This is a genomic window from Streptococcus suis, assembly GCF_019794555.1.
Lineage (GTDB): Bacteria > Bacillota > Bacilli > Lactobacillales > Streptococcaceae > Streptococcus > Streptococcus suis_AB.
Genome location: NZ_JAIMEP010000017.1, coordinates 27,454 through 47,807 on the forward strand (window position 1 = coordinate 27,454; position 20,354 = coordinate 47,807).

At 40.1% G+C, this 20,354-nt stretch carries 20 protein-coding genes; 19 read left to right on the forward strand and 1 reads right to left on the reverse strand.

Features of this window, described 5'->3' with window-relative positions:
- The first annotated feature begins 102 nt into the window (after window positions 1-102).
- The 16 genes from K6V48_RS07780 to glgP all read left to right on the forward strand — a co-directional run bounded on the left by K6V48_RS07780 (window position 103) and on the right by glgP (window position 15,209).
- Window positions 103-630 (forward strand): YqeG family HAD IIIA-type phosphatase, encoded by a 528-nt coding sequence (locus K6V48_RS07780; protein WP_172017983.1) that lies wholly within the window; start codon window positions 103-105, stop codon window positions 628-630.
- The gene (yqeH, locus tag K6V48_RS07785; RefSeq protein WP_172017986.1) at window positions 631-1,737 is read left to right on the forward strand and encodes a ribosome biogenesis GTPase YqeH; all 1,107 of its coding nucleotides are present in this window, start codon (window positions 631-633) and stop codon (window positions 1,735-1,737) included.
- 23 nt (window positions 1,738-1,760) lie between these two features.
- On the forward strand, window positions 1,761-2,150 hold the full coding sequence (locus K6V48_RS07790; RefSeq protein ID WP_172017990.1) for a DUF5301 domain-containing protein: 390 nt from the start codon (window positions 1,761-1,763) through the stop codon (window positions 2,148-2,150).
- A 32-nt stretch (window positions 2,151-2,182) separates the two neighbouring features.
- The gene (gene yhbY, locus K6V48_RS07795; protein WP_105126805.1) at window positions 2,183-2,494 is read left to right on the forward strand and encodes a ribosome assembly RNA-binding protein YhbY; all 312 of its coding nucleotides are present in this window, start codon (window positions 2,183-2,185) and stop codon (window positions 2,492-2,494) included.
- A gap of 12 nt (window positions 2,495-2,506) precedes the next feature.
- Window positions 2,507-3,139: a nicotinate-nucleotide adenylyltransferase gene (locus K6V48_RS07800; protein ID WP_024391794.1), complete on the forward strand. Its 633-nt coding sequence runs from the start codon at window positions 2,507-2,509 to the stop codon at window positions 3,137-3,139.
- Window positions 3,136-3,723 carry a bis(5'-nucleosyl)-tetraphosphatase (symmetrical) YqeK gene (yqeK, locus tag K6V48_RS07805; protein WP_172017994.1) on the forward strand — a complete coding sequence of 196 codons (588 nt, stop codon included), beginning with the start codon at window positions 3,136-3,138 and terminating at the stop codon, window positions 3,721-3,723. The genes K6V48_RS07800 and yqeK overlap by 4 nt, the downstream gene beginning before the upstream one ends.
- A 1-nt stretch (window position 3,724) precedes the next feature.
- A complete protein-coding gene (locus tag K6V48_RS07810) occupies window positions 3,725-4,234 on the forward strand; it encodes a cysteine hydrolase family protein (protein WP_172017996.1) in 510 nt (169 codons plus the stop codon).
- A gap of 1 nt (window position 4,235) precedes the next feature.
- Window positions 4,236-4,595 carry a ribosome silencing factor gene (gene rsfS, locus K6V48_RS07815; RefSeq protein ID WP_172017998.1) on the forward strand — a complete coding sequence of 120 codons (360 nt, stop codon included), beginning with the start codon at window positions 4,236-4,238 and terminating at the stop codon, window positions 4,593-4,595.
- A 204-nt stretch (window positions 4,596-4,799) separates the two neighbouring features.
- Window positions 4,800-5,546 carry a class I SAM-dependent DNA methyltransferase gene (locus tag K6V48_RS07820; RefSeq protein ID WP_222368890.1) on the forward strand — a complete coding sequence of 249 codons (747 nt, stop codon included), beginning with the start codon at window positions 4,800-4,802 and terminating at the stop codon, window positions 5,544-5,546.
- Window positions 5,543-6,631, forward strand: coding sequence for a nucleotidyltransferase (locus tag K6V48_RS07825; protein ID WP_222368893.1), 1,089 nt, complete (start codon window positions 5,543-5,545; stop codon window positions 6,629-6,631). Before K6V48_RS07820 ends, K6V48_RS07825 begins: the two co-directional genes overlap by 4 nt.
- Before the next feature lies 1 nt (window position 6,632).
- A complete protein-coding gene (locus K6V48_RS07830; RefSeq protein ID WP_172063763.1) occupies window positions 6,633-7,331 on the forward strand; it encodes an ion transporter in 699 nt (232 codons plus the stop codon).
- A 68-nt stretch (window positions 7,332-7,399) separates the two neighbouring features.
- Window positions 7,400-8,128: a MerR family transcriptional regulator gene (locus tag K6V48_RS07835; RefSeq protein WP_222368896.1), complete on the forward strand. Its 729-nt coding sequence runs from the start codon at window positions 7,400-7,402 to the stop codon at window positions 8,126-8,128.
- A 71-nt stretch (window positions 8,129-8,199) separates the two neighbouring features.
- A complete protein-coding gene (locus K6V48_RS07840) occupies window positions 8,200-8,610 on the forward strand; it encodes a peptide deformylase (RefSeq protein ID WP_222368899.1) in 411 nt (136 codons plus the stop codon).
- Between the two features lie 549 nt (window positions 8,611-9,159).
- Window positions 9,160-11,259, forward strand: a complete 2,100-nt coding sequence (locus K6V48_RS07845) for an AAA family ATPase (protein ID WP_222368902.1) — start codon at window positions 9,160-9,162, stop codon at window positions 11,257-11,259.
- A 184-nt stretch (window positions 11,260-11,443) separates the two neighbouring features.
- Complete coding sequence (gene malQ, locus K6V48_RS07850; protein WP_172039520.1) at window positions 11,444-12,952, forward strand: 4-alpha-glucanotransferase; 1,509 nt, start codon at window positions 11,444-11,446, stop codon at window positions 12,950-12,952.
- Window positions 12,945-15,209: a glycogen/starch/alpha-glucan family phosphorylase gene (gene glgP, locus K6V48_RS07855; RefSeq protein WP_024391808.1), complete on the forward strand. Its 2,265-nt coding sequence runs from the start codon at window positions 12,945-12,947 to the stop codon at window positions 15,207-15,209. The genes malQ and glgP overlap by 8 nt, the downstream gene beginning before the upstream one ends.
- 250 nt (window positions 15,210-15,459) lie before the next feature.
- On the opposite strand, the gene K6V48_RS07860 is transcribed toward glgP, so the two are convergent.
- Complete coding sequence (locus K6V48_RS07860; protein ID WP_222368906.1) at window positions 15,460-16,167, reverse strand: UTRA domain-containing protein; 708 nt, start codon at window positions 16,165-16,167, stop codon at window positions 15,460-15,462.
- A 196-nt stretch (window positions 16,168-16,363) separates the two neighbouring features.
- Between K6V48_RS07860 and K6V48_RS07865 the strand changes: the two genes are divergently transcribed.
- The 3 genes from K6V48_RS07865 (at window position 16,364) to K6V48_RS07875 (ending at window position 20,183) form a co-directional block, all read left to right on the forward strand.
- A complete protein-coding gene (locus K6V48_RS07865) occupies window positions 16,364-17,155 on the forward strand; it encodes an endonuclease/exonuclease/phosphatase family protein (RefSeq protein ID WP_222368907.1) in 792 nt (263 codons plus the stop codon).
- 32 nt (window positions 17,156-17,187) lie between these two features.
- A complete protein-coding gene (locus tag K6V48_RS07870; RefSeq protein ID WP_222368910.1) occupies window positions 17,188-19,356 on the forward strand; it encodes a PTS transporter subunit IIBC in 2,169 nt (722 codons plus the stop codon).
- 110 nt (window positions 19,357-19,466) lie between these two features.
- On the forward strand, window positions 19,467-20,183 hold the full coding sequence (locus K6V48_RS07875) for a YebC/PmpR family DNA-binding transcriptional regulator (protein WP_222368913.1): 717 nt from the start codon (window positions 19,467-19,469) through the stop codon (window positions 20,181-20,183).
- The last annotated feature ends 171 nt before the right edge of the window (window positions 20,184-20,354 follow it).

The window sequence follows — 20,354 nt, forward strand, 5'->3', positions numbered from 1 at the left end:
CATTCAGAGAGCACTCGGTTTATCCGAGTGTTTTCTATTATCGGTTCGCATTTTTCTTAAAAAAATGGTATAATTATCTGATAAAAACCTTTGGAGACGATAGTGAGTTTAGAGAATTATATGCCAGATTTTGCCTTGGAAAAGGCTTATGATGTGACAGTTGATAGCTTGAAAAAACATGGGATTAAGGTTGTGTTTGTTGACTTGGATAATACTTTAATTGCCTGGAATAATCCTGATGGAACGCCAGAAATGCGTCAATGGTTACATGACTTACGTGATGCGGGAGTTCCTGTAGTAGTTGTTTCCAACAATAAATATGAGCGTGTCAAACGGGCAGTTGAAAAATTTGGGATTGAATTTGAAGCCTTCGCTCTCAAACCGTTCACATTTGGGATTAACCGTGCACTGAAACGCTTTAATGTCCAGCCACATGAAGTGGTCATGATTGGCGATCAGCTGATGACAGACATTCGTGCGGCTAAGCGAGCTGGACTTAAGTCGGTCTTAGTCAAGCCCTTGATTCGGACAGATTCTATTAATACACAGATCAACCGTTGGCGCGAACGACGGACAATGAAAAAAATCATCGCTACTTACGGAGCGATAGACTATAAGAGGGAGATGTAAGTGGAAGAATTATTTTGTATTGGTTGTGGTGCTCAAATTCAGACGACAGATAAAGATGTTGCAGGATTTACTCCTCAATCAGCCCTAGAAAAAGGTTTAGAAACTGGTCAATTATACTGCCAACGTTGTTTCCGTTTGCGTCATTACAATGAAATCTCTGATGTCAATATTTCCGATGATGATTTCTTGAAACTTCTCCATAGTGTGGGAGAAAGTGATGCCTTGGTGGTCAATGTCATTGATATTTTTGATTTTAATGGTTCAATCATTCCTGGTTTGCCTCGCTTTATTTCAGGAAATGATGTGCTTTTGGTCGGCAACAAGCAGGATATTTTACCCAAGTCTGTAAAGACAGGCAAGGTCACCCAGTGGTTGACCGAACGGGCGCATGAAATCGGCATGCGACCAGTCGATGTGGTTCTGACTTCTGCCCAAAACAAGCAGGCTATCAAGGATTTGATTGAAAAGATAGAACAATACCGCAAAGGTCGGGATGTCTATGTAGTCGGCGTGACCAATGTCGGCAAATCAACCTTGATCAATGCTATTATCCAAGAAATCACAGGGGACAAGGATGTTATCACAACTTCACGATTCCCAGGGACAACTTTAGATAAGATTGAGATTCCTCTGGATGATGGTTCTTTCATTTACGATACGCCAGGGATTATTCACCGTCATCAGATGGCACATTACCTGACGGCTAAAAATCTCAAATATATCAGCCCTCGGAAGGAAATCAAGCCAAAGACCTACCAGCTCAATCCAGAACAAACCTTGTTCTTGGCAGGTCTTGGACGATTTGACTTTGTGTCTGGCGAACGCCAAGGTTTCACAGCGTTTTTTGACAATGAACTTCAACTCCATCGGACCAAGTTACAAGGTGCTAGTGATTTTTACCAGAAACATGCGGGGACTTTGTTAGTTCCGCCAACCAGTAAGGAACTAAAAGAGTTTCCAGAGTTGGTCCGCCATGAATTTACCATTAATGAAAAGATGGATGTGGTCTTCTCAGGTCTTGGCTGGATTCGCGTCAATGAAAAAGCCCAGATTGCTGCTTGGGCTCCTAAGGGTGTTGATGTTGTCATCCGCAAGGCCATTATTTAATGAAGTCTAAAATGGAGTCACTTATGAAAAAAGTAGTTGGTATGCTGGCCATTGTCGGTTTGTGTGTTCTAGCCTATTGGTTTTGGCCAGGGGAAGAACCAAATCTTCCAAAACCTAGTGAGGTCCGGGAAATTCGTTTGGTCCAAGGTCAAGAAGTAGTCCAAATCGACCAGTCAGAAGAGATAGCGGTCTTTTTGGCAGAACTAGGAAATGCAAAAAAGACCCATCAAGATAGTGTTCACGACGCACCGTTGGTTTCACCCCATGTGCGGATTGCTTTTGTCATGGCAGAAGGTGAAACCACAGCATTTGCCTATGAGGGAATACTTAACAGCTATCTGGAGTTTCCCTACACTGGTATCTACAAGCTGGAAGAGTCTCCTCAAGTGATTCAGAAAATGCTAGCAGACTAGGTCTGCTTAGTTTAGTAAAGAAAAGAGAAATTATGTCATTAACTTCAAAACAACGTGCCTATTTGAACAGTCAGGCACACAGTCTCAAACCAATTATTCAGATTGGGAAAAATGGTCTCAATGACCAGATTAAAACCAGTGTTCGTCAAGCGCTTGATGCACGTGAGTTGATAAAGGTTACCTTATTACAAAATACAGACGAAAATATTCACGAGGTCGCAGAGATACTGGAAGATGAAATTGGGGTCGATACAGTTCAAAAAATTGGTCGTATCTTGATTTTATTTAAACAATCTAGCAAGAAAGAGAACAGAAAAATTTCTAAAAAGGTTAAAGAAATCTAAGAAGGAGAGCCTATGGCTATTGAACTCTTAACACCCTTTACCAAGGTTGAATTAGAGGTTGAAAAGAAAGAAACCAATCGCAAACAAGTTGGAATTCTAGGCGGGAATTTCAACCCTGTCCACAATGCTCATTTGATTGTAGCTGATCAGGTGCGCCAGCAATTGCAACTGGATGAAGTGTTGCTGATGCCTGAATTTATTCCACCACATGTAGATAAAAAAGAAACAATTGATGAGTATCATCGCTATTCCATGCTCAAGATGGCTATTGCAGGCATTGAGGGGTTGGGTATAGAAACTATTGAATTGGAGCGCCGGGGTGTCAGCTATACTTATGACACTATGAAATTGTTGAAGGAAAAAAATCCAGACACAGATTATTATTTTATCATTGGTGCGGATATGGTGGATTATCTTCCAAAATGGCATAAGATTGATGAACTCGTTACTATGGTTCAGTTTGTTGGCGTACAACGTCCACGTTATAAAGCTGGGACTTCCTACCCGGTTATCTGGGTAGATGTGCCGCTCATGGATATTTCTTCTAGCATGGTGCGTGATTTTATTAAACAAGGTCGAGTACCAAACTTTATGGTCCCACACGAGGTGTTAGATTATATTGAGGAGAAGGGGCTTTATCAATGATCAATTCAGATTTAGACTTCAATCGTGAAGCCTTGTTAGAAAAAATAAGTGCCGCTATGAAACCGAAACGATTTCAACATGTTTTGGGTGTGGAAGAGGCGGCTCTTGAATTGGCTGACCAATATGGCTGTAACCTGAAAAAAGCCAGTCTGGCAGCACTTTTGCATGACTATGCTAAGGAAGTGGAAGACCAAGTTTTTCATGAGCTGATTGCTAAGTATGAATTGGATAAGGACTTGCTCAACTGGGATAATAATATCTGGCACGGTGTAGTAGGGGCCTATAAAATCGCAGAAGATTTTGGTTTGGAAGATGAGGAGATTTTTCAAGCCATTCAACGGCATACAGTTGGTGCGCGAGAAATGACCTTGCTGGATAAGGTGCTCTATGTAGCGGACTACATCGAACCCAATCGGAATTTTCCTGGGGTGGACGAGGCACGACGGATTGCAAAAGAGTCTTTGGATAAGGCAGTAGCCTTTGAAACTGCCCAAACTATTTCTTACTTGGCGAAGAGGGGTATTCCCATTTATCCACAGACCTTGGAAACGTATAATGCTTATGTCGGAGAGTTAAGAAGGTAAGATGAAGTCAGCACTATTAGTCATTGATATTCAGAATTTGGTAGTGGAGGGTAAGCCATTTGCTATTGAAGAAAGGCTCCAGCTTTGGCAAGATAGTCTTGCACTGGTTCGACAATCAGGGATTGAGGTTATCTATATTCGCCATCACGATCAAGAATTGGTCAAAGATACGCCTGATTGGGAAATTCATCCTTTGGTTGCACCCTTAGAAAATGAAATGATTTTCGATAAAACTTTCAATAGTGCTTTCAAAGAGACGGGGCTTCATTCTTACTTGCAAAAACAAAAGATAAACAAGCTCATCATTATGGGGATGGCAACCAATTTTTGTGTTGATACGACGGTCAAGGTTGCCTTTGAGTACGGCTATCAACTCGCAATTATAAAGGATGGAACAACGACAGGTTATACAGGAAAAATGGATGCCAAAGACTTGATTGACCACTACCAAAACATCTGGTCATGGAATTTTGCCCAGGTAGATACATTAGAAAATATTTTAAGAGGATAAAATGAAAGAACTAGATTTAGTAAAAGTTGTAGTCCAGGCTGCTGATGACAAGCGAGCTGAAGACCTTGTTGTGGTTGATGTTCAGGGTGTGACTAGCTTGACAGATTATTTTGTAATTGTCAGTTCAATGAATAGTCGCCAGTTGGATGCTATTGCGGAAAATATCCGTGAAAAGGTTGCAGAAGCCGGTATTAAAGGTGGCCGTGTCGAAGGTGATAGCACTGGTGGCTGGGTCCTTTTGGATCTCGGTAGTGTTGTGGTGCATATTTTTTCTGAAGAAATGCGAGACCTCTACAATCTTGAAAAATTATGGCACGAAGGTAGCTTCTTGGAAGTCGCAGACTTTTTAGACGAGGAATAAGGAAACAGTTTGGTGGATACGAAAAGTCCTGTGGGCTATTCGTACCTGACCTAAAATAAAGTAAGGAAGCGTTTCAGCTGGTCACCCTGAAACTCGAAAGTGACCATAGAGAGTTTAAGTTTGTTTGAGTAGAAGTAATGGACTTCTTGAAAACTGAGTAAGTTAATGAAGCAGTCGATTGGCTGCTTTTTATGAAAGGAAAATATGGCAACTTATGAAACATTTGCGGCGGTCTATGATGAAATCATGGATAACAGCTTGTATGATGAATGGACAGATTTTAGCTTGCGGAACTTGCCACAAGATACCAAGACAATTTTAGAATTGGCCTGTGGGACAGGGATTCAGGCTGTACATTTTGCTCAAAAGGGTTATGAAGTGACTGGTCTGGACTTGTCCTATGAAATGTTGGAATTGGCCAAGAAGAAGGCAGAAGCAGCTGGGGTTATGCTGGAACTGGCTCAGGCAGATATGATGGCTCTGGAAGGTGTTGGAGATTTCGATGCGGTGACCTGTTATTCGGATAGTCTGTGCTATATGGCAGACCAAGAAGCCGTTTTGCGGGTCTTTGAAGGAGTTCACTCTGTGCTCAATCAAGGTGGTACTTTCCTTTTTGACGTTCACTCCATCTATCAAATGGAGGAAGTCTTTGCAGGCTATAGCTACCATGAAAACTACGAGGATTTTGCCTTTGTCTGGGATACCTATGAAGGTGAGCATGAGCATTCCATTGTTCATGAATTGACTTTCTTTGTCAAAGATGAGGACAGTCAAGAGGAGCGGTTTATTCGTCGGGATGAAGTTCATGACGAGCGGACCTATCCGATTGAAACCTATATGGAATTATTGAAAGAAGCTGGCTTTGCCTCTGTGGAAGTCTTTGCGGACTTTGAAAATCAAGCTCCGACAGAAACTAGCCAGCGGTGGTTTTTCAAGGCGGTCAAAGCATGATTTCAGGGATTATTGCAGAATACAATCCATTTCACACGGGACATAAATACCTGTTGGAACAGGCGGAAGGCTTAAAAATTGTGGTTATGTCTGGCAATTTTATGCAACGGGGTGAGCCAGCTATTGTGGATAAGTGGACACGGGCTCAGATGGCTTTGGAACATGGGGCAGATCTTGTTGTTGAGATGCCCTTTTTGGTGTCGGTCCAGTCGGCTGACCATTTTGCTAAAGGAGCAATCAGCATTTTACACAGGCTAGGTGTGGAAAAACTGGTTTTCGGTACGGAAGAAATGCTGGATTACCAGAAAATTGCGGATATCTATGTGGATAAGTCGGAAGAGATGGAAAATTTTGTGAAAAACTTGCCTGACCCTCTCTCTTATCCACAGAAGACCCAGGCCATGTGGCAGGAGTTTGCTGGTCTTACCTTCACAGGTAATACGCCCAACCATATTCTGGGTTTGGCTTACGCTAAAGCAGTGGCGGGAACAGGTATTCAGCTTGGTCCTGTTCAGCGGCAGGGAGCTGGTTTTCATTCGGAAGAGGTGGAAACGTCCTACGCCTCGGCGACAGCTATCCGAAAGGGTGCTGACCAGTTGGACTTGGTGCGTGACTTTTTACCGTCTGCCAGTCTCTTTGAAGAGGCGACCAAGGTAAGCTGGAGAAACTATTTTCCTCTGCTCCGCTACCAGATTACGACCCATCCAAATCTCAGTCAGGTCTTTCAGGTGAATGAAGAACTAGCCAGTCGTATCCGCTCTGCTATTGGGAGCGTAGCGACCGTGGAGGAGTTGGTGGATGCTGTTGCGACCAAGCGCTACACCAAGGCGCGGGTGCGGCGGGTGCTGACCTACATCCTGATCAATGCGGTGGAAACTCCCTTGCCAGATGCGGTCCATGTCCTAGGCTTCTCGGCTCGAGGCCAGGCCTATCTCAAGACCGTCAAGGAGCAGGTAGAACTGGTGACGCGGATCGGCAAAGAGCCCTGGGACAGCCTGACCCAGCAGGCGGATGCGGTCTATCAACTTGGCGCTGACGCAATAGCAGAGCAAACCTACGGGCGCGTGCCGGTGAGGGTGGAGTGAGATGAGGGAAAAATTATTTTGTATTCTAGAAAATGATAACGATAGTTTATTGTCACGTTGCTATAACTTAATAATGTTATTTGCAATAGTGGTTAGTTTGATTCCTTTGATGTTTAAGCATACGAATTCTTTTCATTTGTTAATGGATTATATTTCGACTGCTATTTTTTGCTTGGATTATCTTTTTAGAATACTAACAGCTGATTTCAAATTGCAAAAAGGAAAACTATCATTTCTGTTCTACCCATTTAGCCTATTAGCTATAGTGGACTTATTGTCCATTTTACCGACTTTTTTATACTTTAATAACAGTCTTCGATTATTGAAAATTGTACGGATGGGGCGTGTACTTCGAGTTTTCAAAGTTATCCGCTATTCAAAAAACATTCAGATTTTGATGAACGTTTTGCAAAATCAAAAAGAGTCATTATTGCTAGTAGCAAGCCTGGCTGTTGGTTATATTTTCTTTACTGCTTTATTGATTTTTTCGGTTGAGCCTGATACTTTTGAAACATTTTTTGATGCAATTTATTGGGCGACAATTTCATTAACTACTGTTGGTTATGGTGACATATTTGCAACAACAATGCTAGGAAAAATCATTACAATGTTGTCTTCAATAATTGGAATTGCGATTGTTGCTCTACCTGCAGGGATTATTACCGCTGGTTATATGAATGAAATTATAAAGAAGGGATAAAAAATTAAATTTTCCCTTGACTCTCACCTTACGTTATCCCTTATACTGGGTATAGAGAGGAGATTTCTATGAACGAAAATTGGACAGTTAAGCAGGTCAGTCAGTTGACAGGATTGACGGTGAGGACCTTGCACCACTATGACCAGATTGGTTTGCTCAAACCAGCATTTGTGGCAGAAAATGGTTATCGCTACTATAATCAAGAAAATTTGGCTCATCTGCAAGAAATTTTATTATTTCGTGAGTTGGAATTTCCTCTCAAAGACATTCAGCAGCTTCTGGATGTGACGGAACTCAATCGTCAGCAGGTCTTGCGGGACCATATCACCCTTTTAGAGCTCAAAAGGGAACGTCTGGACCGCATCATCAATCACGCCAGATTGCTCACAGAAAAAGGAGGAGAAGTCATGGACTTTCATGCATTTGACAGCAGTCAACTAAAAGCTTATAAGGTGGAGGCCAAGGAACGGTGGGGACAGACAGCGGCCTATGCCGAGTTTGAAGAAGGCTATGATGCCAGCAAGGACAAAGTATTTGCCCAAGAGATGGAGGCTATTTTTGAAGCATTTGGAAAAATGCAGAGCTTGGAAGTTAGTCATCCTGATGTGCAGGCTCAGGTAGCGAACTTGCAGTCTTATATCACAGAAAACTTCTACACCTGCACCAAGGAAATCTTGCAGGGGCTAGGTCTTATGTATGTTGAAGATGAGCGATTTACAGTTAACATCGACCGAGCAGGTGGACCAGGTACAGCAGCATTAGTCAGTCAAGCCATTGCAGTCTACTGCCAAGAATAAACGAAAGAAGTCTAGTGAGAACTAGGCTTTTTTGGTATACTAGATGTAGCTAGAGTGTAAGGAGACACCCCATGATTCAACCTATTATGAAAGATGTTTTCTTCCTGCAGCAGAAGTCTGAACCGGCGACTCAGCTAGATGTGCAGGTAGGTCAAGACTTACAGGATACTTTGTCAGCCAACGCTCAAGCCTGCGTGGGTATGGCGGCCAACATGATTGGCGTCAAAAAGCGAATTATCATCGTCAACATGGGCTTCACCAATCTGGTCATGTACAATCCCGTCCTCATCAGCAAGTCCAAGCCCTATCAGACAGAGGAAGGCTGCCTGTCGCTAGTAGGTACTCGCCCGACCACTCGCTATCAGGAGATTGAAGTGGAGTTTTTTGATGCTTCATGGAAAAAACAGAGTCTAAAGCTGACAGACTTCCAAGCCCAGATTGTTCAGCATGAACTAGATCATTTGGAAGGGATTGTTATCTAACTTTTTAAAAAGTTTGAAAAATGTTAACAAATCTATTGACCTTTACTGACTAATTGTGTATAATAAGATTCGTAAGGTAAATGCCTTGCGAAATTTTTAATCAAAAGGTCAGTAAAGATCAAAACGTAATGATTTTTATTTTGAATCATTGGTCAGTAAAAGACAAACTTCTAGGAGGTTGTTATGAAAGACAGGATTATACCCTATTAGCGTCATTTAGCTTATCTTTTATTACTTTGACGTACGAGGAAACTCCATTTCCCTATTTCCAGCTTCAAACACTCCACTGGATCGTTTGAACTCGCTTTGCCGTACCTTACGAATGTCACTTACTATCGTAGGTGCGAATTCCAACCTTCGATAGTCCACTGGACTATTAAAGGTGCCTGCAGCTTTTGATGCGAGCTTTGTTCGCTCTATTTCCCACCTCCAAAGGTCCCCAAACCTTTAGAGCTAGTACTAAAAGCAAACTAAAAGACTAAATCAATTTTTTTAAAAAAAAGGTCAGCAAAAGTCAAAAATAAATGAAACTTAAACGAGGTAACTACTATGAACAACAATTTCAATAATTTTAACAATATGGACGATATTTTTAATCAACTTATGGGGAACATGGGTGGATACAGTACAGAACGACGTCGCTATTCTATTAATGGTCGTGAAGTGACACCAGAGGAATTTGCCATGTATCGTCAAACTGGTAAATTGCCACAATCAGAAGAAGTGGCACAAGCACCATCTAAAGGTCAGATAAAGTCAGATGGGATACTAGCAAAATTAGGTCGCAATTTGACTCAAGAGGCTCGCGAAGGGAAATTGGATCCTGTTATTGGGCGAAATAAAGAAATCCAAGAAACATCTGAAATTTTGGCACGTCGTACTAAGAACAACCCCGTCCTAGTTGGTGATGCAGGTGTTGGTAAGACTGCAGTAGTTGAAGGTTTGGCACAAGCTATAGTTAATGGTGATGTGCCAGCAGCCATTAAGAACAAGGAAATCATCTCCATCGACATTTCAGGCTTGGAAGCTGGGACCCAGTACCGTGGAGCTTTTGAGGAAAATGTACAAAACCTGGTTGATGAGGTTAAAAATGCTGGAAATATCATTCTTTTCTTTGATGAAATTCACCAAATTTTAGGGGCTGGTAGCACTGGTGGAGATTCAGGTTCTAAAGGTCTGGCAGACATACTGAAACCTGCTCTGTCACGTGGTGAACTGACTGTGATTGGAGCTACAACACAGGATGAATACCGCAATACAATTCATAAAAATGCTGCCTTGGCACGTCGCTTTAATGAAGTGAAGGTTAATGCTCCATCTGCAGAAGATACCTATCTTATTTTGAAAGGCATTAAACCACTTTATGAAGCCCATCATAATATTGACTTGCCAGACGAAGTCTTGCATGCAGCGGTTGATTATTCTGTCCAGTATATTCCACAACGTAGCTTGCCGGATAAGGCTATTGACTTGATTGATGTGACCGCGGCTCACTTGGCTGCTCAACATCCAGTGACTGACATAAAGACCTTAGAAGCAGAGATGATAGAAGCTAAAAAATTACAGCTTGAAGCGGCAGAAAAAGAAGACTATGAGAGAGCCTTGAATGAAAAGGTAAGGATTGACCATTTGCAAGAACAAATTAACAATCATACAGAACGTCAAAAAGTTGTTGCGAATGTGAATGACATTGCTCAAGCAGTAGAGAGAATGACAGGTATTCCAGTCTCACAAATGGGGGCTTCAGATATTGAGCGTCTTAAAGGACTCAAAAATCGTTTAGCTACAAACGTTATTGGTCAAGAAGATGCCGTTGAAGCTGTATCTCGTGCGATTCGTCGTAATCGTGCTGGCTTTGACGATGGCAATCGCCCAATTGGTTCCTTCCTCTTTGTTGGACCAACGGGAGTCGGTAAAACTGAGTTGGCTAAGCAATTGGCGCTTGATTTATTCGGTAATAAAGAGGCAATCATCCGCTTGGATATGTCTGAATATAGTGATCGGACAGCTGTTTCAAAATTGATTGGTACAACAGCGGGTTATATAGGCTATGACGATAATTCACATACACTTACTGAGCGAGTGCGTCGTAATCCCTATTCAATTGTCTTGTTGGATGAAATTGAGAAAGCTGATGCACAAGTCATCACTCTACTTTTACAAGTTCTTGATGATGGTCATTTGACTGATGGACAAGGTAATCAGGTCAATTTTAAAAATACCATCATTATTGCAACATCCAATGCTGGGTTTGGCTACGATATTCCAGAAGATGAGGAAAAACGTGATATCATGGACCGGATTGCGCCATATTTCCGTCCTGAATTTCTCAACCGTTTTAATGCGGTAATTGAATTCAAACACTTGGACAAAGAAGATCTTAAGGCGATTGTCGAATTGCTATTAAAACAAGTCAATAACACCTTAGCGAAAAAAGGTATTCATTTGGTGGTAACGGAAGCGGCTAAGGAATTACTGATGGAAGAAGGCTATGATAAGGCCATGGGTGCCCGCCCACTTCGTCGTGTAATCGAAAGCCAAATTCGGGATAAGGTTACAGACTTCTATTTGGATCATATTGAAGCTAAAAACTTAGAAGCTGATGTGGTAAATGGAATTATCCAAATCCAAGAGCAAAGCTTTGCTTAAAAAATATAAAAAATAGAGAAAATTGGCATAAAAAATTCCAATTTTCTTTTTTTGTTACTCGCTAACAAATGCGATAAAACAGGCACTTTTTCGATGATTAGAAACTTTTTTTATAAAACACTTGACAGGTGCAAACGTTTGCGTTAAACTAATATACGTAACCGACAGAAAGGAAAACGTTTTTATGACAAATCGTACCAGCGGAATATTAATGCATATTACCTCACTTCCAGGTAAGTTTGGTATTGGTACTTTTGGACAATCAGCCTATGATTTTGTTGATTTCTTGGTAGAAACAAAGCAAACTTATTGGCAGATTTTACCACTAACAACCACGAGCTACGGAGATTCTCCGTACCAATCTTTCTCTGCAATTGCAGGAAATACACACTTGATAGATTTCGATCTTTTGGTAGAAGAGGGGTTGTTGGCACCAGAAGATTTCCAAGATGTCAATTTCGGGGACAATCCTGAAAAAGTAGATTATGCACTAATTTATCAAGCACGTCGTCCAATTTTGGAAAAAGCTGTTCAAGCATTTTTACAAGATGATAAGAAAAAAGCTGCTTTTCTAGAGTTTGAAAAAGCTAACTCATCTTGGTTAACAGATTATGCTGAATTTATGGCTATCAAAGAATACTTTGGCAATAAAGCGCTCCAAGAATGGGAAGATAAAAAGGTGGTCGCTCGAAATGAAGAAGCACTTGATAAATATCGCTTAGAATTAGCCAATCAAATTGACTACTACAAAGTCACACAGTATTTCTTCTTCAGCCAATGGAAACAGTTGAAAGAATATGCGAACAAACACCACATCAAAATCATCGGAGATATGCCTATCTATGTTTCCGCTGATAGCGTTGAAGTGTGGACAAAACCTCAACTATTCAAATTGGATAGTGAACGCAAGCCACTTTATGTAGCTGGTGTACCTGCTGATAACTTCTCAGCGGATGGTCAATTATGGGGAAATCCTATTTACGATTGGCCAGAACATGAAAAAACTGGCTATAACTGGTGGATTTATCGAATTCATGAAAGCTTTAAGCTGTATGATGTCCTTCGGATTGACCACTTCAAAGGGTTCTCAGACTTCTGGCAAGTTGATGGTAAAGCTGAGGTGGCAAAAGTAGGTACTTGGGAACCAGGTCCTGGCTACAGTTTATTCAAAGCTGTTAAAGAGACACTTGGAGACCTTCCGATTATCGCGGAAGACCTTGGAAATATTGACGCCAAAGCTCGTAAATTGCTTGCAGATTGTGGCTATCCTGGGATGAAAATCTTAGAATTTGGTTTCTTTGACGTAACAGGTAAGAGTATTGATGCACCGCATCGTTGCATTCCTAATTCGGTTGCCTACACTGGAACTCATGATAATGAGGTTGTCAATGGTTGGTACAATAATCTTGAACCGGAGCAACAAGAATATGTAGATGCTTACAGCAACCGTAAACCGATTGAGAAAGTTAGCCAAGCAATGCTCCGCATGTTATTTGCAACAGTAAGTGATACTGCTATTGCAACCATGCAAGACATCCTAGATTTGGGTGAAGAAAGTCGAATGAATATGCCATCTACTATCGGTGGAAACTGGGAATGGCGTATGAGAGCTGAAGATTTAACGCAAGAACGTAAAGACTTCTTGACAAAAATGACATTACTATATCAAAGAGGAAATGAACAACATGACTAAATTTACAACATTTGCAGAAACAAATACTTCGAAAAAATTAGCTGATTTAACAAACGAAGAAATCTATCTTCAATTGTTAAACTACGTAAAAGAAGCTGCAGCTACAAAACCAAAAAATACAGGAAAACGTAAGGTTTACTATATCTCAGCTGAGTTCCTTATCGGTAAACTCTTGTCAAACAACTTGATTAACTTGGGTGTTTACAAAGACATTCAAGCAGAATTGGCAGCGGCTGGTAAGTCATTGGCTCAAGTTGAAGACGTTGAACCAGAACCATCACTAGGTAACGGTGGACTTGGTCGTTTGGCTTCATGTTTTATTGACTCTATGTCAACACTTGCTATCAACGGTGAAGGTGTGGGTCTTAACTATCACTGTGGTCTTTTCCGTCAAGTATTTAAGAAAAATGAGCAAGAAGCAGAACCAAACTTCTGGATTGAAAATGATTCTTGGTTGATTCCAACAACTATCAGCTATGATGTTCCATTCAAAAACTTTACTTTGAAATCAAAATTGGACCGTCTTGACATTCTTGGCTACAAAAAAGAAACTAAGAATTACCTTAACTTATTTGATATTGAGTCAGTGAATTACAACTTGATTACAGATGGTATTTCATTTGACAAGACTGATATTAAAGAAAACTTGACACTCTTCTTGTATCCAGATGATTCTGATAAGAATGGTGAATTACTTCGTATCTACCAACAATACTTTATGGTATCGAATGCGGCTCAGCTTTTGATTGATGAAGCTATTGAACGTGGTTCAAACTTGCATGACTTGGCTGACTACGCTTATGTGCAAATCAACGATACTCACCCATCAATGGTAATTCCTGAGTTGATCCGTCTTTTGACTGAAAAACATGGTATTGAATTTGCGGAAGCAGTTGCCATCGTTAAGAATATGACTGGTTACACAAACCACACTATCTTGGCGGAAGCACTTGAAAAATGGCCACTTGAGTTCCTTGAAGAAGTGGTGCCACACTTGGTTGATATTATCAAAGAATTGGATGCCCTTATTCGTGCAGAAATTAAAGACCCAGCAGTCCAAATCATTGATGAATCAGGTCGTGTACACATGGCTCACATGGATATCCACTTCTCTAACTCAGTGAACGGTGTAGCTGCGCTCCATACAGAAATTCTTAAAAACTCTGAATTGAAAGCTTTCTACGAGCTTTACCCAGAAAAATTCAACAATAAAACAAACGGTATCACTTTCCGTCGTTGGTTGGAATTTGCCAACCAAGACCTTGCTGATTACATCAAAGAATTGATTGGTGATGAGTACTTAACAGATGCTACTAAACTTGAAAAATTGCTTGCATTTGCTGATGACAAGGAAGTTCATGCTAAGTTGGCTGAAATCAAATTCAATAATAAATTGGCTTTGAAACGTTACCTTAAAGACAACAAAGGTATCGAACTGGATGAAAATTCTATTATTGATACACAAATCAAACGTTTCCACGAGTACAAACGCCAACAAATGAATGCCTTGTATGTTATCCATAAATACCTTGAAATCAAGAATGGTAACCTTCCAAAACGTAAAATCACTGTTATCTTCGGTGGTAAAGCAGCTCCAGCTTATATTATCGCTCAAGACATCATTCATTTGATTCTTTGCTTGTCAGAGTTGATCAATAATGATCCAGAAGTAAATAAATACCTCAATGTTCATTTGGTTGAAAACTACAATGTAACTGTAGCTGAAAAATTGATCCCTGCAACTGATATTTCAGAACAAATCTCATTGGCTTCTAAAGAAGCGTCAGGTACTGGTAACATGAAATTCATGTTGAATGGTGCATTGACACTTGGTACTATGGACGGTGCAAACGTTGAAATCGCAGAACTTGCAGGTAGTGAAAATATTTACACATTTGGTAAAGACTCTGATACAATTATTGATCTTTATGACAAAGCAGGCTATGTTTCGGCTGACTACTATAATGGCGATGAAAATATTAAACGTGCAGTTGACTTTATCGTTAGCGATGAAGTGAAGGCGCTTGGTAACGAGGAACGTCTTGCACGCTTGCACCATGAATTGATTTCGAAAGACTGGTTCATGACCTTGATTGACTTGGCTGAATACATTGAAGTAAAAGAACAAGTCTTTGCAGATTATGAAGATCAAGATTCATGGAATAAGAAAGTTGTTCATAACATTGCTAAAGCTGGATTCTTCTCTTCAGACCGTACGATTGAACAGTACAACGAAGATATTTGGCACAGCAACTAATTTAAAGTGGCAAAAAGGAAAGTTGATTGAACCACTCCAACAATTTATCAGATCAACCTATTCCTTGATATGAAAATCAAACTGGTTTGGACCTGACAGCTTTGATTTTCAAAAATACTTTTGAGCCCTCCTTATATTATATTAATGAAAAAAAGAATGTCTCGAAAAAAGAGACATTCTTTTTTTCGAGAAAGTACTGACTAGTTTTTTAATAATCGCACAAAAAAAGGAGCTAGAATGCTAGTTCCTTTTACCGTTTTGCCATTGAGACAAAGCTGACTTTGTCTGGACGGTAGCTAATTGTTCCATATTGAAAGGCTTGACCGTTTGAGAGATAGGTAACGCTGGTAACCACGACCACCATCTCATAGTCGGCTAGGTCCATTAATTGCTTTTCTTCTTCATTCGCAAAGCGGAAAGAAATTTCCCGTCGAGAATGAGAGATTGTTAACTTTAATTCTTTCTCTAAATAGCTATAGATAGAGCTTTCAGCAATTTCTTTACTGAGATAAGGGACGACTCTACGGTCAAAATAGGAAATTTCATATTCCAAACGCTCACCATCTATCGTTCTTACCCGACTCACTCTATAAAAATCTACTTTATCATCAACTTCAAAGGTAGACATTAAATCATCTTGCCCCTGAACGATATATAGTGAGGTAAGTTCTGTTTGAATCTGGTGTTTAGAACGTTTGTTCAATTCTCCAGCGGTCTTAATTTCAGAAAGATATTGTTCCTTCATTAACCCGTGTTCGATTACAATTGAAGATTTCCCTTGTTTTTTTTGAATGTAGCCATCCATTTCAAGAAGGGACAGAGCCTTTCGAATGGTGTCTTTAGAGTAAGAGTAGATCTCCATCAATTCATTCTCAGTTGGTAATGCTTGTCCTGTTGACCAGACTTGATCCTCTATCTTTTTCTTGATATCTTGATAAACTTTCTTATATTTACTCATTGTATTTCCATCTTTCTATTCATTAGTGTACCATAAAAGGCTTAGAAAAGGGAAATACAGCTGTATTTTCACTACCTCTACTAAGTTTTACGTAAAAGTTTAAAATATTACGGAAAAGCTATTGACTAATGCAAACGTTTACGCTATACTATGGATATAAAGAAAACGGTTACGTATTATTTAGGAAAGGAGAGTCATGAAATTACTGACAGTAAATGTCCATGCTTGGTTAGAAGAAAACCAGGATGAAAAACTAGATATTCTAGCTCAAACAATTGCCGAAAAGGCTTATGATGTCATTGCTCTTCAGGAGGTTAATCAGCTTATAGCTTCTAAATTCGTCACAAGAGAATTGAAGATGGGTAATTATGGCTTGATTTTATTAGAAAAATTAAGAGATCTTGGGCAGTTTGATTATTCCTATCATTGGAGTCATTCTCACATTGGCTATGATCGTTATGAGGAAGGGATTGCTTTTTTGACGAAGCTCCCTGTCTATGAGGCTGATTCATTTTATTGTAGTCAAAATAATAGTATTCATTCTATCTTGTCTCGAAAAATTATGGGGTTGACAGTTTTCTATCAAGACCAGTTAATTGATATCTATTCGTGTCATATTAATTTACCAGGTAGTGAAGAAGAGGACCAGCTGGACAATATTCGAACAATTGTCGAACGTACGGGTCATCAGCGGTTTAAAATTCTGATGGGGGATTTTAATACTGATGCAATCTCAGACCGGGATGCCTACGATGCAATCAAGAATCTTGGGCTCCATGATACCTACGAGTTAGCGCTAGAAAAAGATAAAGGAATAACTGCTGAAAAAGCAATTGATGGTTGGGCAGGTCATAGCCAAGAGAAACGGTTAGACTATGTTTTTTTCAACCAAGAAAAAACAGTTTTTACAAGTAAGGTTATCTTTAATGGACATAACCGTCCTATCATTTCAGACCATTTTGGTGTGGAAGTTGAATTTAGTGTATAAATGGCGTAAGGCCGAAAAATAAAGGAGAAAAAATGAAAAAATTTCTTAGTTTCGAATTTTGGCAAAAATTCGGTAAGTGTTTGATGGTCGTGATTGCAGTTATGCCTGCAGCAGGTCTCATGGTTTCTATTGGGAACTCTATCCCATTGATCAGTCCTGAGTCAGAATTATTGATTCGTATTGGGAATATTATTGCCCAAATTGGTTGGGGTATTATTGGGAATTTACACTTGCTTTTTGCTTTAGCAATCGGTGGTAGCTGGGCTAAAGAAAAAGCTGGCGGTGCATTCTCGGCAGGTCTAGCCTTCATATTGATTAACTTGATTACAGGTCACTTTTTCGGTGTGACAACGGATATGCTCGCTGATGCTGCTGCAACAGTAACAACTGTTTTTGGTACTGAAATTCCTGTTTCAGGTTACTTTGTAAATATCTTAGGACAACCAGCTCTTAATATGGGTGTTTTCGTTGGTATTATTGCTGGTTTTGTGGGTGCTACAGCATATAATAAATACTACAACTATCGTAAATTACCAGATGTATTAACATTCTTTAACGGAAAACGTTTTGTACCATTTGTTGTTATTTATCGTTCAATTTTGGTGGCACTCTGTTTAGCCATTTTCTGGCCAGTTGTTCAAACAGGAATCAACAGCTTCGGTAAATGGATTGCAAGTTCACAGGATACAGCACCAATCTTAGCACCATTCGTTTATGGTACCTTGGAGCGTTTGCTTCTTCCATTTGGTCTTCATCATATGTTGACTATTCCGATGAACTATACATCACTAGGTGGTACTTATGACATCTTGACAGGTGCACAAGCGGGTACACAAGTATTTGGACAAGATCCACTTTGGTTGGCTTGGGTTACAGACTTGATTAATCTGAAAGATGCTGGCGATATGACTCAATACAATGATCTTCTTGCTAACATCACACCAGCACGTTTCAAAGTTGGTCAAATGATTGGTTCTTCAGGGATTTTGATGGGCTTAACTTACGCAATGTATCGTAATGTTGACGAAGACAAGAAACATAAGTATAAAGGGATGTTTATTTCATCTGCTTTAGCGGTATTCTTGACAGGTGTAACAGAACCAATTGAATTCATGTTCATGTTTGCGGCTATGCCTCTTTATCTAGTCTATGCATTCGTACAAGGTGCTGCTTTTGCGATGGCCGATGTCGTTAATTTACGTGTGCATTCATTTGGTAATATTGAATTCCTTACTCGTACACCAATGGCGATTAAAGCCGGCATCGGTATGGACCTTGTAAACTTTATCTGGGTATCAGTACTCTTTGCTGTTCTTATGTACTTCATTGCTAACTTTATGATTAAGAAATTTAATCTAGCAACAGCAGGACGTAATGGTAACTATGATACTGAGACAACAGATGTAGTTTCTAACTCAAATGTAGATACTGCGGATGCAAATTCACAAGTGGTGCAAATTATTAACCTACTTGGTGGTCGTGATAATATTGAAGATGTTGATGCTTGTATGACTCGTCTACGTGTTAGTGTGAAGGAAGTTGCACAAGTCGGGGATGAGAATGCCTGGAAACAGGCTGGTGCTATGGGCTTGATTATCAAAGATTCAGGTGTTCAAGCAGTCTACGGACCAAAAGCAGATGTTCTCAAATCAGACATTCAAGACTTGCTAGAATCTGGCGTAGCTATTCCTCGTTCAGAAGTGGTTTCTACTAATACAGTGACAGTTGAAACTAAGTTCAAAGGAATCACTGAAGCTGTTTACTCAGTAGCAGATGGACAAGCTGTATCTATTACTGAAGTGAATGACCCTGTTTTTGCACAAAAAATGATGGGTGATGGGTATGCAGTTGAGCCTGTAAATGGCAATGTCTACGCACCAGTTTCTGGTATTGTAACCAGTGTTTTCCCTACAAAACATGCTGTCGGTATTTTGTCAGACCAGGGTGTAGAAGTTTTGGTACACGTTGGATTAGACACTGTTGCTCTTAATGGGGCACCATTCTCAACAAAGGTGGCAGATGGACAACATGTTCAAGCTGGTGACTTACTCCTTGTAGCAGATTTGGATGCTATCCGTTCAGCTGACCGTGAAACAACAATTGTAGTAGCCTTTACAAATTCTGCAGAAATTAAATCTGTCAGTCTTGTAAACCTTGGTCAAGTAAGTAAAGATAGTCAAGTTGCAACTGTAGAATTATAAGAATTGAGAGACAAGTTCATTTTGAGCTTGTTTTTCAATTTTAAAAATCTTCTCAATCCTTGTTATTTGTGGTATAATAAAGCGATTTTATAAAATGTAGGAGGTTCCCCATGGGACGTAAATGGGCCAATATTGTAGCCAAGAAAACCGCAAAAGACGGTGCTAACTCAAAAGTTTACGCCAAATTTGGTGTTGAAATCTATGTAGCAGCGAAAAAGGGTGACCCAGATCCAGAAACAAACTCAGCGCTGAAATTCGTTATCGACCGTGCTAAGCAAGCGCAGGTTCCAAAACATATCATTGATAAAGCCATCGACAAGGCAAAAGGGAATACTGACGAAACCTTTGTGGAAGGTCGTTATGAAGGTTTTGGACCAAATGGTTCAATGATAATTGTTGATACACTTACTTCAAATGTAAACCGTACAGCTGCTAATGTTCGCTCTGCCTTTGGTAAAAACGGTGGGAACATGGGTGCATCTGGTTCGGTATCATTCATGTTTGATAAAAAAGGTGTGATTGTCTTTGCAGGTGATGATGCAGATGCCATCTTCGAATTGCTACTTGAAGCAGATGTTGAAGTCGATGATGTAGAAGCAGAAGACGGAGCAATCACTGTCTATACAGCATCAACTGATTTGCACAAGGCCATCGTTGCACTTAAAGAATCTGGAATCCAAGAGTTCAACGTCACTGAACTTGAAATGATCCCACAATCAGAGGTATCACTTGAAGGTGATGACCTCGCAACATTTGAAAAACTCTACGACGCCCTCGAAGACGACGAAGATGTACAAAAAATCTACACAAATGTAGATGGCTTTTAATAAAAATGACTGTCCGGGGGACAGTCATTTTTATTAAAAGGTTGGAAATGAGAGAGGCTGGGCAAAAACTAGCCAGTAAATAAAAAACACAGATAGATTCAAGCTGATTTTGATGAAATTCAGCCGAACTGTCTGTGTTTTTCTTTTATCTCTATTATCTTGGACTATTTT